At 72.0% G+C, this 16,272-nt stretch carries 11 protein-coding genes; 6 read left to right on the plus strand and 5 right to left on the minus strand.

All coding sequences use genetic code 11. The features are described from left to right. The first annotated feature begins 34 nt into the window (after positions 1-34). Both AB0D45_RS22910 and AB0D45_RS22915 read left to right on the plus strand, forming a co-directional pair. Positions 35-1,210: a histidine kinase gene (locus tag AB0D45_RS22910; RefSeq protein ID WP_362462017.1), complete on the plus strand. Its 1,176-nt coding sequence runs from the start codon at positions 35-37 to the stop codon at positions 1,208-1,210. A gap of 751 nt (positions 1,211-1,961) precedes the next feature. Next, complete coding sequence (locus AB0D45_RS22915; RefSeq protein WP_362461966.1) at positions 1,962-2,531, plus strand: hypothetical protein; 570 nt, start codon at positions 1,962-1,964, stop codon at positions 2,529-2,531. A gap of 417 nt (positions 2,532-2,948) precedes the next feature. Here the strand turns inward: AB0D45_RS22915 and AB0D45_RS22920 are convergent, their stop codons facing one another. From AB0D45_RS22920 to AB0D45_RS22940, 5 genes are all read right to left on the minus strand, one after another. After that, positions 2,949-3,779, minus strand: coding sequence for an endo alpha-1,4 polygalactosaminidase (locus AB0D45_RS22920; RefSeq protein WP_362461968.1), 831 nt, complete (start codon positions 3,777-3,779; stop codon positions 2,949-2,951). Then, complete coding sequence (locus AB0D45_RS22925; protein ID WP_362462020.1) at positions 3,776-4,429, minus strand: spherulation-specific family 4 protein; 654 nt, start codon at positions 4,427-4,429, stop codon at positions 3,776-3,778. The genes AB0D45_RS22920 and AB0D45_RS22925 overlap by 4 nt, the downstream gene beginning before the upstream one ends. A 63-nt stretch (positions 4,430-4,492) precedes the next feature. Further along, positions 4,493-6,076 (minus strand): hypothetical protein, encoded by a 1,584-nt coding sequence (locus tag AB0D45_RS22930; RefSeq protein WP_362461971.1) that lies wholly within the window; start codon positions 6,074-6,076, stop codon positions 4,493-4,495. After that, the gene (pelF, locus tag AB0D45_RS22935) at positions 6,073-7,641 is read right to left on the minus strand and encodes a GT4 family glycosyltransferase PelF (protein ID WP_362461974.1); all 1,569 of its coding nucleotides are present in this window, start codon (positions 7,639-7,641) and stop codon (positions 6,073-6,075) included. Before pelF ends, AB0D45_RS22930 begins: the two co-directional genes overlap by 4 nt. Positions 7,642-7,825: 184 nt before the next feature. Further along, positions 7,826-9,835, minus strand: a complete 2,010-nt coding sequence (locus AB0D45_RS22940; protein WP_362461977.1) for a hypothetical protein — start codon at positions 9,833-9,835, stop codon at positions 7,826-7,828. Positions 9,836-10,211: 376 nt separating this feature from the next. On the opposite strand from AB0D45_RS22940, the gene AB0D45_RS22945 reads away from it, so the two are divergent. The 4 genes from AB0D45_RS22945 (at position 10,212) to AB0D45_RS22960 (ending at position 16,128) form a co-directional block, all read left to right on the plus strand. Beyond that, positions 10,212-11,750 (plus strand): leucyl aminopeptidase, encoded by a 1,539-nt coding sequence (locus tag AB0D45_RS22945; RefSeq protein WP_361599916.1) that lies wholly within the window; start codon positions 10,212-10,214, stop codon positions 11,748-11,750. A gap of 340 nt (positions 11,751-12,090) precedes the next feature. After that, positions 12,091-13,479 (plus strand): dihydrolipoyl dehydrogenase, encoded by a 1,389-nt coding sequence (lpdA, locus tag AB0D45_RS22950; RefSeq protein ID WP_361599913.1) that lies wholly within the window; start codon positions 12,091-12,093, stop codon positions 13,477-13,479. A 53-nt stretch (positions 13,480-13,532) separates the two neighbouring features. Next, on the plus strand, positions 13,533-15,311 hold the full coding sequence (gene sucB, locus AB0D45_RS22955) for a 2-oxoglutarate dehydrogenase, E2 component, dihydrolipoamide succinyltransferase (RefSeq protein WP_362461980.1): 1,779 nt from the start codon (positions 13,533-13,535) through the stop codon (positions 15,309-15,311). Positions 15,312-15,501: 190 nt separating this feature from the next. Beyond that, positions 15,502-16,128 (plus strand): GntR family transcriptional regulator, encoded by a 627-nt coding sequence (locus AB0D45_RS22960; protein ID WP_361599949.1) that lies wholly within the window; start codon positions 15,502-15,504, stop codon positions 16,126-16,128. Positions 16,129-16,272 lie beyond the last annotated feature (144 nt).

Genomic DNA, 16,272 nt, shown 5'->3' on the forward strand with positions numbered 1-16,272 from the left:
AGACCACGGTCCCTTCTCCCGCACCCGGCAGTGGATGCGGGCGCATCCGCTCGCCACCGACGCCGTCCTCGCGTTCGGGGCGCTGGTGTCCATGGTCGTCGGCTCCTTCGCCGAGCCGCACGGGCCGCACGGGCCCACCTTCGGCACCCGTACGCCCGACGCGTTCTCCCTGCTGCTGATGCTGCTCGGCGCGGCCGCCCTGGTGCTGCGGCGCCGCCGGCCCCGTACCGTGCTCGCCGTCACCTGCGGGCTGTCGCTGCTGGAGCTGACCACCGCGGAGCCGCGGGCGCCCGTCGCCATGAGCGCGGTGATCGCCCTGTACACGGTGGCCGCGTCCACCGACCGGCCGACCACCTGGCGGACCGGGCTGCTGACGATGGCGGGGCTGACCGGGGTGGCGATGCTGGCCGGCCCGATGCCCTGGTACGCGCAGGAGAACATCGGCATCTTCGCCTGGACCGGGATGGCCGCGGCCGCCGGAGACGCGGTGCGCAGCAGGCGGGCCTTCGTCGACGCGATACGGGAGCGGGCCGAGCGGGCCGAACGGACCCGTGAGGAGGAGGCCCGGCGCCGCGTCGCGGAGGAGCGGCTGCGCATCGCGCGGGACCTGCACGACGTGGTGGCCCACCACATCGCCCTGGTCAACGTGCAGGCGGGGGTGGCCGCGCACGTCATGGACAAGCGGCCCGACCAGGCGAAGGAGGCCCTCGCGCACGTACGGGACGCCAGCCGCAGCGCGCTGAACGAGCTGCGCGCCACCGTCGGGCTGCTGCGGCAGTCCGGCGACCCGGAGGCGCCGACCGAGCCCGCGCCGGGGCTGGCCCTGCTGGACGAGCTGCTGGACACCTTCCGGCACGCCGGGCTGCCGGTGGCGGCGACCGTCCAGCTGGGCACCGGCACCGAGCCGCTGCCGGCGGCCGTGGACCTGGCGGCGTACCGGGTGATCCAGGAGGCGCTGACCAACGTCCGCAAGCACGCGGGCCCGGGGGCGCGGGCCGAGGTGAGCGTGGTGCGGGTGGGGCCCTCGGTGGAGGTGACGGTGCTGGACGACGGGGGCGACTCGGCGGACTCGGCGCCGGGCCAGAGCGACCCGGGCGGCGGACACGGCCTGCTCGGCATGCGCGAACGGACCGGCGCCCTGGGCGGCTCCTGCTTCGCGGGCCCCCGCTACGGCGGCGGCTTCCGCGTCCACGCGATCCTGCCGGCGTGAGGGGGGCGGGGCGGGGCCGGGTGAGCGGTAGCCCCTGGGGCGGTCTCACAGTTGGCTTGGGGGTTTCCCGTCAGTCCCATCGTCGTTCCGTGTCGTGCCGGCCCGTCAAGGGCGCTCCTTCGTCGCGTCGCTTCGCGATGGCCTTCGGCCACCCTTGACAGACCAGCCCGCCCCGGAAAGCCGAAAGACTGCCGGGAACCCCCCAAAAGAACGGTCACCAGGGAGGACAGGCAGGAGCGGCCCCCTCAGGGACGAGGCGAGGGGTTGGGGGCATGGCTACCTGCACGAAACGCCGACCAGGACAGCAGGGGGAGCGCCCCGGCGCGACAGATCGCTACGCGCTCCTCTTTGCTCAGCGCCCGGCGGCCGTCTTGGGCTGATACCTGCACCACATGTTGACCAGACCCAAGTCCGCACGCATGGTCCGCGAACTACTCACCCTGGAGCGTGCCATGGGCCCATGACACGATGCACCCGTAGCCCGGGACCTCGTCGAGATCCTCGCGCCGGTTGGCAAGGGGAGCCGATGTGGGCGTACCGACGGTCCTGACGCAGTCCCTCCCCCTGGACTGACTGGTCCTGCGCCGAGACGGCTTGACTCAGGATCTCCGCTTGGGTTCGGAATGGACGGAGAAGAGACATCACAAGCTCTACGCTCACACGCGCCGCGTCGCTGGCAGGGCCACTCGGGATCGGTCTGGCACTCGGCCTGCTGGGCCCTCTTTCCGAGAAGTCGGACAATCCCGTCAGCGTGGTCGTGAACGCCATCTTCGCCGGTGGGTGGTCGTGGGCCTGTTATGCGTTCCTGGTGGGCTACCTCCGTCGGTCCAAAATCGAGTCGGCCTTGCTGGCACCTTTCGGGCTGGCCATCGGAGTGACCGCCTACTACCTGTTCAAGGACCTCAGCCCCGCCACCCCGGAGGGGTTCGGCACATCAGGCGGGGGGTCGCTGTCCAAAATCCTGGTGTGGGGAACGCTGGCGTTTGCGTTCGGGGCACCCGTCGGGTTCCTCGGCAACGTGGCGCGCATTCCGGGTGTCGGCGGCCTCTTCTTTCGGCTCCTCATTCCGGTCGTCGCCTTCTATGAGACCTCCATGCGCCTGGACGGGGAGTCTCGCGGGGCGAGTTCGGTTGTCGTGCACACCTGGCACACCATCCGGTTCATCGCTGTTGCTGTCGCGTGTGCTCTGGTCGTGCACGTGATCTGGCGTTGGTTGCACGAGCGTCGCGCGCGTGCTTCGAGGCCCGAAGAGCTTGATCCCGCCTGGCAAGCCACCAGTGAGCGCCCCTGGTCGTCAAGCCAAACGGGGACCGGACGCTGAGATGTGAGGAGCGCGTAGCGATCTGACGCGTCTGGGGGCTCCGCGGGGGGCTGTGGTCAGCCTTTCGTGCGGGTGGCCGGGCCCCCGGCCCCGGGATCAAGGCCGCCGGATGCCCGGCAGGCCATGGCCCCTGGCCCCTGACCCCTCGCCTCATCCCTGAGGGACCCGCTCCTGCCTGTCCTCCCTGGTGACCGTTCTTTTGGGGGCTTCCCGGCAGTCTTTCGGCTTTCCGGGGCGGGACGGGCTGTCAAGGGTCGCCGAAGGCGATCACGCAGTGACGCGAACGAAGTGAACGCCCTTGACAGGCCGGCACGACACGGAACGACGATGGGACTGACGGGAAACCCCCAAACCAACTGTGAGACCGCCCAAGGGACTACCGCTCACCGCCCCCGCCCCCGCCCCCGGCCGCCCGCGTCAGCAGGACTTGCGCCAGGGGCCCAGTTCGAGTTTCTTCTGCAAGGAGCTCAGTTTCAGTCGGCGGGACTGCTTGCAGAAGCGGGACGGCGGGAGGTCGTACTCCGCGTGGAAGACGGCCTTGCCCGCCTTGATGAAGGGGGTCAGCTCCTCGCACTCGTCGTATTCGGCGCACTGCTCGTTGACGGCGAAGTCGAAGTCGCCGACCAGCTCCGGGATCTGGTCGAGGTCGTTCTTGAGTCCGACCGCCATGCCCCGGTCGTGGGCGAGCTTCGCGACGAACCGGTTGAACTTCAGCTGGTCGTCGGCGGTGACCGGGAAGCCGGAGGTGTTGCGGTAGGCGTCCATGTTGTCCGGCTCCACCGCGTCGAAGCCCTTGTCGCGGCACATGTCGAACCGCTTCGCCATCAGCGGTTCCAGTTCGGCCACCCGCCGGATGTCGAGCCAGCGCTCGCCCTCCCAGCCGTTGCCCTTGCCGAGCATCGACTCGGGGAAGTCCCCGGCGTCCGGGCGGAAGTCCTCCCAGGCGCTGGCGGAGATGTAGCAGATGGTCCGGCGGCCGTCCTTCTTCAGGGCGGCGACCTGCTCCTTGGTGGTGTTGAACCCGTCGATGTCGTACACCGGCACGTCCACCGACGTGTCGAGCTCGCCGCTGAGCTGCCACTGCCAGCCCGTGCCCGGGCGGGGCTGCCACCGCTCCCCCGGCGCCTGGGAGGGCCAGGACGGGGCGGGCCCCGGGCTCTCGTCGTCGTCCGGGTCGGCGGTGCAGGCGGTGAGCAGCAGCAGCGCGGCGGCGCAGCCCGCGGCGAGGGCGGTGGTGGAACGCTTCATCCGGCGGCCTCCAGGGCGTTCGGGAGGGTTCCCCACGGGTGCGCTCCGGTGCCGGGGACGGCGCAGTGCACCCCGGCGTGCCGCTGCGCCGCGAGTTCGGCGGCGGGCGCGCCCGGCGGGACCGCGTACACGAGGTGGCAGAAGCGCTGCGCGGGGTGGTCGGCCGTCCACGGCGGCGGCGCCGCGGCCGTGTCGCGGTAGGCGTCCCAGGGGCCCTCGAAGGTGACGAGCAGGTCGGCGATGCGGGCGTACCCGGGGTGCGGGTGGACGCCGTGGTTCAGGACGAGGGTACGGGCGCCCGCCGCGCGGGCCGCGACGGCGAGCCGGCCGTAGTGCCCGAGCAGTTCCCGGTCGGCGGCGGCCTGGTCGAGGAACGCCCCGTCGACGCCGTACCAGTCGCGGTGGCGCAGCAGGTCCTGGACGACGGCGGCGTGCGGGCGCCGCCCGTAGTCGGTGTCGGTGTAGCCGAGGACGGGCACGCCCGCGTCGCGCAGCCGTGCGGAGACGGCGGCGAACCGCTCGTCGGGGGCCCGCCCGGGCCCGCTGTCGGGGTTGAGCACCACCGAGTGCAGCTGCCCGGCGGAGCGGATGAGCCGCTCCCAGGCGTCGGGCCGGTCGGCGGGGTGCTCGTAGAGCGGCACCAGCAGCATGGGGTCCTTCGTCTTCTCGTGCGGGGTCACGGGTCGGGGGGTCGCGGGCGGGCCCGCGGCGGGTCAGCGGTGTGCCGTGGCCCGGCCGAGGAGCAGGCAGACCAGCACGGCCAGGGCGGCCGCGGCGGTGCCGGCGACCGCCAGCTGGACCAGGCGCGGCTGCCCGATCCCGGCCAGCAGGGCCAGGCTCTGCGCGCAGGCGGCCCCGGCGCAGACCACCGCGGCGGGCCGGACGGCGCCGAAGGACTGGAGCAGCAGCCCGGTCCACATCACGGCGCCGAGCAGCAGCAGGGTGGCGACGCGCAGTGCGGTCAGGCCGGGCGCGTGCGGCCACAGCAGGGTGCCGGTGACGCCCAGGGCGAGCAGCACCGCCAGGTAAACGCAGAGGCACCGGGCCAGGGTGACGAGCATCCTGCGCCAGAACGCCCCGGGCGAGCGGGCCGCGCGCAGCCCGGCGAGGCTGCCGCTGCGGAAGCGGTGGAGCAGCCATTCGGCGGGGCCCATGCTGAGGGTGAGCGCCACGGCGGAGGGCGCGGCGACCGCCTCGGCGGGGCCGCCGCTGAGCACCTCCCCCAGGGCGGCGTACAGCACCAGCAGGCCGGTGCCGAGGCCGAAGACCCCGTAGGGCGCGGAGTCGCCGAGGCGGGGCCCGCGCCGGGCGTGGTCCTCCTCGGGGCCGCGCAGCATCCGCCAGCGCACCGGGCCGCCTTCGCCCGGGCGGCGCTCCGCCCAGCGGAGGATCCTGCGCACGCCCGCCCGTACGCCCTCGGCCAGCGGCAGCTCCCGCAGGGCGAGAGTGCACGCCGCCAGCAGGGACACCACGAGCAGGGTGATCCGTACGGGTACGGGCAGGCCGGTGGAGAGTGCGAGGACCGCGCCGGCGGCCATGGGGCCGAGTGCGGCCAGCAGCACCCGTTCGCGGCCCAGCACCAGCAGCACGGTGGCGGCGCCGACGTACACGGCCTGCCCGGCGGCGAAGGCGTACGAGAACGGCGGCCCGCCGGGGACGGCGAAGGCGGCGGCCGTGCCGAGCAGCGCCCCGGCGGGGGCTCCGACGAGCAGGGTCCGCCCGGCGGCGGCCCGGTCGCCGAGGCCGAGCCAGGAGTAGGCGCGGTGGGACAGGCTCTGGTCCCAGACCCAGCCGATGAGGGCGCCGGCGAGCAGGGTCAGGGTGCCGGCGGGCAGTCCGAGCCGGTCCGGGGGGCCTTCCAGCAGGGGGGCGCCGAGGACGTAGGCGAGGCCGGGCAGGGCGAAGATCACCCCGCGGAGCAGGCAGGCGGTGAGGGAGACCTTCCAGGGGTCGGGGAGCCGGTCGGGCTCGGGGAAGGAGCGGGGGACGCGGGCGTAGAGCTCCTCGGCGAGGGCGAAGGAGTCCTGGCGGCCGTAGGTGAGGCGGATGTACTCGTCGGTCATCCCGTCGGATTCGAGGATGGCGGCGATCTCGTCGGGGTGGACGGCCGCGGCGACGAACACGCCAAGTCGTTCGGCGAGTTCGTCCATGGGATCGGCGGCCGGGGCCCCGGGCCGGCCGGGGCGGGGCCGGGGCAGGTCGGGCAGGGTGTCGGTGCGGCCGGCGGGTGCCGGGTGGCCGACGTGGACCCAGGAGCCGTCCGGGCCGGGCGGCTTGAGCCAGAGGGATCCGCTCACCACACGCTCCCGTCGGCGGCCAGTTCCTTGTGCCAGGGGTCCTTGGACCAGGGGTCGGCGAGGTGCCCGCTCCAGTCGCCGGTGTGCGGGGGCAGGACCGGCCGGCCGGCCCGCGTCCGGTCGGCGAGTTCGCGGTAGATGTGCCGGAAGCCGTCGACGGACTGGTGGAGGGTGAACTTCTCGACGACCCGTTTGCGGGACATCCGGCCGAGTTCGGCGCGGCGTTCGTCGTCGCGGAGCAGGGCGAGGGTGGCGCGGGCCATGGTCTCGGGCTCGCGGGGCGGGACGACGAGACCGGTGTCGCCGACGGCCTCGCGCACGCCTCCGACGTCGGTGGAGACGGTGGTGCGGCCGCAGGACATGGCCTCGATGATGCTGAAGGGGAAGCCCTCGCTGATGCTGGAGAGCATGACGACGGAGCCCACCGCGTAGGCCTTGGCGACCTGGTCGATGCGGCCCTCGTACGTGATGCCGTCGCTGACGCCGAGTTCGGCGGCGAGCTTCTCCAGGCGCAGCTTGTAGTCCTCGCAGCCGGCGGGGACCGGGCCGAAGAGGCGCAGGCGCAGGGCGGGGAGCTCCTCGCGCATGAACGCGTAGGCGCGGATGAGGGTTTCGAGGTCCTTGATCGGGTCGATGCGGCCGCACCAGCTGAGGGTGGGCACCTCCGGTTCGGGGCCGGCCTCGGGGAAGACGTGCGGGTCGACGCCGTTGTAGACGGTGCGGATCCGTTCGGAGTCGGCGCCTCCGCGTTCCTCCCAGCGGCGGTTGTACTGGTTGCAGGGGGTGATCAGGTCGGCCTGCCGGTAGCCCTCGGAGTTCAGCTCGCGGTAGAAGCCCAGCATCAGGGCCTTGACGGGCCAGCGCTGGGCGGCGCTGCGGTAGCCGAGGTAGCGCTCGCGCAGGTAGATGCCGTGCTCGGTGAGGAGGAAGGGCACCCCGTCCAGGTGTTTGGCGGCGAGGGCGGGGAGGGTGGCGAGGCCGCTGCTGACGGCGTGGGCGACGCTGTCGGGCGGGATGCGTACGGACAGCGGCCGCAGGGCGTGTTCCAGCAGGTCGGTGGCGGTGAGCGCGTCGTGGATGGTGGGCCGGGCCGCGGCGGTGACGAGGCCGGGGCGGGTCCATACGGCCATCAGCAGGCGCAGGACCGACTCGGAGCGCAGGGCCGGGGCGAGCCGGCCGGCGCGGGCGAGGCGGGCGAGTTCGCCCAGCGCCTCGGAGAAGCCGCCGTGTTCGGGGGTCCCCCCGGCGGTAGCTGGGGGAGGATCGATCAGGGAGAGCAGGAAGGCTTCGTAGGTGTCGGTGAAGCGGCGGCGGGCCTTGCCCCGCAGGGCCGACCGGCGGGTCCGGTGGGGCGGCGGGCCCCAGAGCGGGACGGCGGTGTGCCGGTAGACGTTGCGCGGCAGCTCCCAGGTGACCGGCTCGCGTCCGGAGCCGGTCAGGGCTATGACGTTGAAGTCGACCTCCGGCATACCGCGTACCAGCTGGTCGCACCAGGTGCTGACGCCCCCGTGGACGTGCGGGTAGGTGCCTTCGGTGAGCATGGTGACATGGCGCCCATGGCTCATGCGGTGTGTCCCCCCAGGACTCTCTTCTTTTGGGGCTCGTTCGCCTCCGGGGGCGCTTCAGCCGGCTCCAGGAGGGCGTGCGTCCTCGGAACCGCTCGTGCCTCGCGGTTTCCTCCGGGCGCTCGCCCTCCTTCGCCGACGCGCCCCCTTCGGCTCACTCACCCGTGCATGCGGTGCGGTGCGGTCAGAGGAGCTTGAGCGTGACCGCGGACTGGAGCAGCTCGGGAGCCGTCCAGGCGGAGCGGGTGCCGGCGTAGGCGGTGCCGAAGTCGGTGGTGCCGAGCAGCATCTGCTTCTTCGTCCCGTTGGGTGCGGTGACCGGGGCGACGACTCCGGAGGGCGCCTTGACGACGACGTCCTTGCCGATCCTGTAGGCGGTCACCTTGCCGGCGGCGAGCGCCTTGTCCCAGGCGGCGCGGCGCTGGAGCTCGACGCCGGTGTCCTTCATGCTCTGGTTGACGATCGGCGCGCTGGGCGCGTAGAGGGACCGGTAGGTGTCGAGGACCTGGTTGAGCACCGGGTAGAGGGTGCGGTCCTCGGCGAGGTTGGACTGGTGGACGTAGTGCGGGCGCGGGTCGTTGGCCAGCACGTGGCGCAGGGCGGTCCGCGCCTCGGCCGGGACGATGTGGTCGAGGTAGCCGGTGGCGGTGTCCAGCGGGGCCGGCAGGCAGGTGGAGGTCGCCGGGTTGTCCTCGCAGATGCCGCTGCCGCCGTCGGCGCGGCTGGTGTAGATCCAGTTGTACTCGTCGGCCATCTCCGCGTTGGTGCCCGTGTTGTAGTACACGTTCATCGGGTAGCGGGGGACGGTCAGGGCGGCGCCGACCGCCCGCTGGTCGGGCTCGCGGGAGTTGTCGCTGCCGGCCCACTTGACGCCGTTGTCGGCGAGGGCGCCGGCCAGGTTGGGGTTGTCCTGGGGCTGTTGCGGGAGGGTCTTGAGGCCGGAGTGCTCGCCGGTGACGAGCTCGGTGCGGTCGGTGGTGATGCCCTTGGAGAGCGCCCAGTTGTTGTTGTCGCGGATCTGCGCGGAGATCTCGGCGCGGCTCATCCAGTTGACGGCGCCCTGGGCGTTCTTGGTGCAGGTCCAGGGGTTGGTGCTGGTGTCCTGGACGCAGCCGAGGAAGGGGTGGGAGTAGGTGTGGTTCATCCAGCGGTACTTGGCGCGGTCGGCGACGAGCTGGGCGGTCAGCGCGTCGGTGCCGCCGTTCTCGGCCTTCCACTCCTCGCCGGCGCCCGCGTTGAAGAGCATGTCCAGCTTGAAGTTCTTGGACGTCTGCCACTGCGCCGCGTACTGGGCGTCGGCGGCGGTCATCCGGATGGTGCTCTCCTTGCCCTCGCCGCCCGCGCAGGCGTAGTCGCCGGGCGTGCAGTCGAGCTCCTTGCTCCAGCGGGCGTCCGGCGCGAAGACGTCGTCCACGTGGACCGCGAAGTAGCTGCGCTCCTGCCCGAGGTGGACGCCCTGGGTCAGCCACTCGACGATCCCTCGGGCCAGCAGCCGGAACTGCTGCTGGTACTGGTTGTAGCCGAAGGTGACGACGAGCTCGCTGCGCCCGTCGTGGGCGTACTCGCCGACGAGCGAGGCCCGTCCGCCGGTGACGGGGGCGTCCAGGTAGCTGGTGTAGCCGGTGCGCGGCTTGCCCATGAACCCGAAGCTCTCCGGAACCACGGCGGAGTTGTCCTCGAAGGCGACCTGACCGCCGAGGTAGCCGAAGGGGCCGGCCTTGCCGGCCGCGGTGACGGCGGCCTGGGTGCCGTCGAGCTGGCCGCTGTAGCCGCCGTTGTCCGTGTACTCGAGCCCGACTCCCGGGTGGGCCCAGGTGTAGGCGTCGACCTGGCGGATCCCGTACGCCGTCTCGTACGCGGTGAGCGCCGCCATCTCGGCGGAGCCCTCGCCGAAGGGGTTCTCGTTGGGGAGGACGACCCCCTGGTACTTGGCCCGGGGCCGGCCGTCGACGGTGTCGGCGAGGAACGCCGCGTCGATGACGGGGCGGCCGGCACTGGCCAGATCGACCCGGGTGTAGGGGACCCCGGTGTCCTTGAGCTGGGCGGTGATCGCCCCGACCGAGCTGCCGCCGTCGTCCACGACCAGCACCTTCAGGTCGACGCGCGGTGTCACGACCGCCGCTTGGGCGGTCGCGGCGGGTACTGCCACGGACATCAGGGCTGCTGCGGCCATCGCGGCGGCGACCCTGTTCATCCGGTTCCTGTTGACCATTTCGGCCTTTCCCCCCGCAGGCATCCCTCGACAGCGGCCCTTGGCGGACGGCCGGGCCGGGGAGGCGCTGTGGAAATTCATGCAAAAGGACCCCACGTCCCCTTGCGAGAGTGACCCGAGTCTCTCGGACCTCGTCCGGTCTAAGGGGCAAACCTGGAGCAGAGTCCACAGATGGGTGAACCTGGCCGCGCATTGATCGAACAGCTTGACAAACCTTCGAGTGGCGTCCGGACGAGTACGTGCGCGTAGGCTCATTTCCGGCGGCCGCCGGGCCCTAATACGATCGCTGCGGAGCGGCCGGTGACCCCGACGCGACCCAAGCGCCCACTAACACAAACGGAAGCGAGACTTCACCACCGTGACTGCTCTGACTCTCAGCACTGCCGGCGCTGCGACGCTGCGCGCCGACGCCCTCGTGGTCGGCGTGGCGAAGGGCCCGAAGGGCCTCGTCGTGGCCGCCGGCGCCGAGGCCGTGGACAAGGCGTTCGACGGAAAGCTCGCCGCCGTGCTCGACTCGCTCGGCGCCACGGGCGCCGAGGGCGAGACCACCAAGCTGCCCGCCCCGGCCGGCCTCAAGGCCCCGGTCGTGCTGGTGGTCGGCCTGGGAGCGGCCCCGGAGCAGGACGAGTCCTTCGACGAGGAGGCCCTGCGCCGCGCCGCCGGCTCCGCCGCCCGCGCCCTGCACGGCTCCAAGAAGGCCGCCTTCGCCCTCCCCGTGGACGACGCCTCCGCCGTCACCGCCGTCGCCGAGGGCGCGCTGCTGGGCGCGTACGCCTTCACCGCGTACCAGGGCGGCGAGAAGAAGAACGGCAAGGGCGACAAGCAGGGCGGCCCCAAGCAGCCGCTGGCCGACGTGGTCCTGCTCGGTGCCAAGCCGCGCGACAAGGAGCACAAGGCCGCCGCCGAGCGCGCCGTCGTCGTCGCCACCGAGGTCAACGTCGCCCGCGACCTGATCAACACCCCGCCGAACGACCTCACCCCCGAGGCCTTCGCCGCCGTCGCCTCCGCGACCGCCAAGGAGAACGGCGTCAAGGTCCAGATCCTCGACGAGAAGGCGCTGGTCAAGGGCGGCTACGGCGGCATCATGGGCGTCGGCAAGGGCTCCGAGAACCCGCCGCGCCTGGTGAGGCTCTCCTACACCCACGCCGAGGCGGAGAAGACGCTCGCCTTCGTCGGCAAGGGCATCACCTACGACTCGGGCGGCATCTCCCTGAAGCCGGCCGGCCACAACGAGACGATGAAGTGCGACATGTCCGGCGCCGCCGCCGTCTTCGCCGCCGTCATCGCCGCCGCCAAGCTGGGCCTGAAGGTCAACGTCACCGGCTGGCTCGCGCTCGCCGAGAACATGCCCTCCGGCTCCGCCACCAAGCCCGGCGACGTGCTGCGCATGTACAGCGGCAAGACCGTCGAGGTGCTGAACACGGACGCCGAGGGCCGCCTGGTCCTGGGCGACGCCCTGACCAAGGCCTCCGAGGAGAACCCGGACGCGATCGTCGACGTCGCCACCCTGACCGGTGCGATGGTGCTGGCGCTCGGCGACCGGACCTTCGGGATCATGGCCAACGACGACGCCTTCCGCACCTCGATCCACGAGATCGCGGAGGAGGTCGGCGAGTCCTCCTGGCCGATGCCGCTCCCCGAGGAGCTGCGCAAGACCATGGACTCCCCCACCGCCGACATCGCCAACATGGGCGTGCGGATGGGCGGCGGCCTGGTGGCCGGCCTCTTCCTCCAGGAGTTCGTCGGCGAGGGCATCACCTGGGCGCACCTGGACATCGCGGGCCCCGCCTTCCACGAGGGCGCCCCGTACGGCTACACCCCCAAGGGCGGCACCGGCTCCGCCGTGCGCACCCTGGTGCGGCTGGCCGAGCGCACCGCCACCGGCGACCTCGGCTGACGTACCGCCCGCCTCGCACCGGCGCCGCACGTACCACTCCGTGAGACGCCCTCTGTGACGCACGCCGCGCCCCGGGACCCCGGACAGGGTCCCGGGGCGCGTTCGCCCTGGAAGAAACCTCGGGAATCAGTAGGTTTCTACGCACGGGTAACCCGGATCTCGGGCAGAACGACGGTGCACAGCCGGGGCCCGGCGTCCCGCGTTCCCCCGACAAATGCGAAGATGGGTTCTCGGCAGGACAGGGCCCCCACCACAGGGCCGAAGAAACAAGCGGCCGATTACCAGCCGCCGCCCGGTCACAGAGGACCGGTGCCCGGCGCACATGCATGGAGGACGTGACGTGGCGAACGACGCCAGCACCGTTTTCGACCTAGTGATCCTCGGCGGTGGCAGTGGCGGTTACGCCGCGGCGCTGCGCGCATCCCAGCTGGGTCTCGACGTTGCGCTGATCGAGAAGAACAAGCTCGGCGGCACCTGCCTGCACAACGGCTGCATCCCCACAAAGGCTCTGCTGCACGCCGGTGAGATCGCCGACCAGGCGCGCGAAGCCGGACAGTTCGGCATCAAGGCCTCTTTCGAGGGCGTGGACATCGCCGGTGTGCACAAGTACAAGGACGATGTCATCTCCGGCCTGTACAAGGGCCTGCAGGGGCTGGTCGCCTCCCGCAAGGTGACCTACATCGAGGGTGAGGGACGCCTCTCCTCGCCGACTTCCGTCGACGTGAACGGCCAGCGGGTCCAGGGCCGCCACGTGCTGCTGGCGACCGGCTCCGTGCCGAAGTCGCTGCCGGGCCTGGACATCGACGGCAACCGCATCATCTCCTCGGACCACGCGCTGGTCCTGGACCGCGTGCCGCAGTCCGCGATCATCCTGGGCGGCGGCGTCATCGGCGTCGAGTTCGCCTCGGCGTGGAAGTCCTTCGGCACCGACGTGACCGTCATCGAGGGCCTCAAGCACCTCGTCCCGGTCGAGGACGAGAACAGCTCGAAGATCCTCGAGCGCGCCTTCCGCAAGCGCGGTATCAAGTTCAACCTCGGCACCTTCTTCGACAAGGCCGAGTACACCGAGAACGGCGTCCGCGTGACGCTGGCCGACGGCAAGACCTTCGAGGCCGAGGTGCTGCTGGTCGCCATCGGCCGCGGTCCGGTCTCCCAGGGCCTGGGCTACGAGGAGCAGGGCGTCGCGATGGACCGCGGCTACGTCCTGGTCGACGAGTACATGCAGACCAACGTGCCGACGATCTCGGCCGTGGGCGACCTCGTCCCCACCCTCCAGCTCGCGCACGTCGGCTTCGCCGAGGGCATCCTGGTCGCGGAGCGTCTGGCCGGTCTGAAGACCGTTCCGATCGACTACGACGGTGTCCCGCGCGTCACGTACTGCCACCCCGAGGTCGCCTCCGTCGGTATCACCGAGGCCAAGGCCAAGGAGATCTACGGTGCGGACAAGGTCATCGCCGCGAAGTTCAACCTCGCGGGCAACGGCAAGAGCAAGATCCTGAAGACCGCGGGCGAGATCAAGCTCGTCCAGGTCAAGGACGGTGCCGTGGTCGGTATCCACATGGTCGGTGACCGCATGGGCGAGCAGGTGGGCGAAGCCCAGCTGATCTACAACTGGGAAGCCCTGCCGGCCGAGGTCGCGCAGCTCATCCACGCGCACCCGACCCAGAACGAAGCCCTCGGCGAGGCCCACCTGGCTCTGGCCGGCAAGCCGCTGCACAACCACGACTGATCGTCACGGGCGCGACGACCACTTCCGCACTTCCGTTAGGAGCAACTGAAACCATGTCGGTTTCCGTAACCCTTCCGGCGCTCGGCGAGAGCGTCACCGAGGGAACTGTCACCCGTTGGCTGAAGGCCGAGGGCGAGCGCGTCGAGGCCGACGAGCCGCTGCTCGAGGTCTCGACCGACAAGGTCGACACCGAGATCCCCTCGCCCGTCTCCGGCATCCTGGCCTCCATCAAGGTCGCCGAGGACGAGACCGTCGAGGTCGGCGCCGAGCTGGCCGTGATCGACGACGGCTCCGGCGCTCCGGCCGAGGCCGCCGCCCCGGCCGCCGAGCCCGCTGCCGCCCCGGCGGCCGAGCCCGCTGCCGCCGAGGCCCCGGCCGCCCCCGCACCGGCCGAGACCCCGGCTGCCCCGGCCGCCGCTCCGGCGGGCGCCGCCTCCGGCACGGACGTCGTGCTGCCCGCGCTGGGCGAGTCCGTCACCGAGGGCACCGTCACCCGCTGGCTGAAGGAGGTCGGCGAGTCCGTCGAGGCCGACGAGCCGCTGCTCGAGGTCTCCACGGACAAGGTCGACACCGAGATCCCCGCGCCGGTTTCCGGCACCCTGCTGGAGATCCTGGTCGGCGAGGACGAGACCGCCGAGGTCGGCGCCCGTCTGGCCGTCATCGGCGTCGCGGGCGCGGCTCCGGCCGCGGCCCCTGCTGCCGCCGCTCCGGCTCCGGCCGCCGCCGCCCCGGCCGCCGCTGCCCCGGCTCCGGCTGCTCCGGCTCCGGCGGCCCCCGTGGCCGCTCCGGCCCCGGTCGCCGCTCCGGCCCCGGTCGCCGCTCCGGCTCCGGCCGCTCCGGCTCCGGCCGCCGCTCCCGCTCCCGTCGCCGCCGCTCCCTCTCCCGCCGCCGTCTCCGGCGACGAGGGCGCGTACGTGACCCCGCTGGTGCGCAAGCTCGCCTCGGAGTCCGGCGTCGACCTGTCCGCGGTCACCGGCACCGGCGTCGGCGGCCGTATCCGCAAGCAGGACGTCCTGGCCGCCGCCGAGGCCGCCAAGGCCGCCGCTGCCGCCCCGGCTCCCGCCGCCGCTGCCGCCCCGGCCGCCGCCAAGGCTCCGGCCGCGGTGTCGGAGCTGCGCGGCCAGACGGTCAAGATGACCCGCATGCGCAAGGTCATCGGCGACAACATGATGAAGGCCCTGCACTCGCAGGCGCAGCTCAGCTCCGTGGTCGAGGTGGACATCACCAAGATCATGAAGCTGCGCGAGAAGGCCAAGGCCGGCTTCCTCGCCCGCGAGGGCGTCAAGCTGTCCCCGATGCCGTTCTTCGTCAAGGCCGCCGCCCAGGCGCTGAAGGCCCACGCGGTCGTCAACGCCCGGATCAACGACGACGAGGGCACCATCACCTACTTCGACTCGGAGAACATCGGCATCGCCGTGGACTCCGAGAAGGGCCTGATGACCCCGGTCATCAAGGGTGCCGGTGACCTCAACCTGGCGGGCATCTCCAAGGCGACCGCCGACCTGGCCGCCAAGGTCCGCGGCAACAAGATCACCCCGGACGAGCTGTCCGGCGCGACCTTCACCATCAGCAACACCGGCTCGCGCGGCGCGCTGTTCGACACGGTGATCGTGCCGCCGAACCAGGTCGCCATCCTGGGCATCGGTGCCACGGTCAAGCGCCCGGTGGTCATCGAGACCGCCGAGGGCACGAACATCGGCATCCGCGACATGACGTACCTGACCCTGTCCTACGACCACCGCCTGGTGGACGGCGCGGACGCGGCCCGGTACCTCGGCGCGGTCAAGGCGATCCTCGAGGCCGGCGAGTTCGAGGTCGAGCTCGGCCTGTAAGGCCCCGCGCGCAGCCCCGGCTGCCGCCTGCGGCGCCCCCGTCCGGATCCGTCCGGGCGGGGGCGCCGTCGTTGTAACGAGCCTCACCCTGGGTCCCTGACTCGGAACCCATCGCAGCAGGCCACGACCGCCGTATTGTTACGCATCAGGCCCCCGCGTGCCCGCCCCCACAGGAGTTGAAGCGCCGATGATCACCCCACCCGTCGTGCACTCGCTGCGCGAGCAGATCCGCGAGCACATCGTGGAGGGGATCGTCAGCGGGCGCTGGAAGCCCGGCGAGCGGATCGTGGAGCGCCGGATCGCCGTGGAGCTGGAGGTCAGCCAGACGCCCGTGCGCGAGGCGCTGCGCGAGCTGGAGACGCTGCGGCTGATCGAGTCGGCCCCGAACAAGGGCGTGCGCGTCCGGAACCTCTCGGCGGCCGACCTGGAGGAGATCTACCCCGTCCGGGCCGGCCTGGAGCAGATCGCGGCCGAGCTGGCCGCCCCGCGGCTGGCGGCCGACTGCTCGGCCCTGGAACCGCACGTGGCGGCCCTGTGGGAGGCCGACCGCGTCCAGGACGGCACGGCGCAGGTGCGGCACACGGTGGGCTTCCACCGGGAGCTGGTGCGGGCCGCGGGCAACAGCGTGCTGCTGCACACCTGGGAGAGCCTGGGCATCGAGGTGTTCACCGCCCTGTCCATCCGGTGGCTGGGCACGGTCCAGAAGTCCTACGCGGAGGAGCACGAGGCCCTGGTCGCGGCGTTCCGCAGCCAGGACCCCGATATCGGGGTGCTGGTGAAGCGCCATGTCCTGGGCTGCGCCCCGCGTAGTGTCTGACCTGCGGTTTTGAGCGATCCTCCAGGGGATCGCCAGGGTATTGGCGTGTACTGATGAAGCAGGCACCGGGTGCCTGGGTTCATGGCACCGGGTGCCGACTTTCGCCCTGGCGTCGAATATTCGTCACTTTTATTTGATCGATCA

It is taken from the genome of Streptomyces sp. NPDC048352 (genome assembly GCF_040651895.1).
Lineage (GTDB): Bacteria > Actinomycetota > Actinomycetes > Streptomycetales > Streptomycetaceae > Streptomyces.

Coding starts and splice junctions, on each gene's coding strand:
- AB0D45_RS22910 (WP_362462017.1), top strand. CDS start 35: ATGCGGGCGCATCCGCTCGCCACCGACGCCGTCCTCGCGTTCGGGGCG.
- AB0D45_RS22920 (WP_362461968.1), bottom strand. CDS start 3,779: ATGAAGCGTTCCACCACCGCCCTCGCCGCGGGCTGCGCCGCCGCGCTG.
- AB0D45_RS22925 (WP_362462020.1), bottom strand. CDS start 4,429: ATGCTGCTGGTGCCGCTCTACGAGCACCCCGCCGACCGGCCCGACGCC.
- pelF (WP_362461974.1), bottom strand. CDS start 7,641: ATGAGCCATGGGCGCCATGTCACCATGCTCACCGAAGGCACCTACCCG.
- AB0D45_RS22940 (WP_362461977.1), bottom strand. CDS start 9,835: ATGAACAGGGTCGCCGCCGCGATGGCCGCAGCAGCCCTGATGTCCGTG.
- sucB (WP_362461980.1), top strand. CDS start 13,533: ATGTCGGTTTCCGTAACCCTTCCGGCGCTCGGCGAGAGCGTCACCGAG.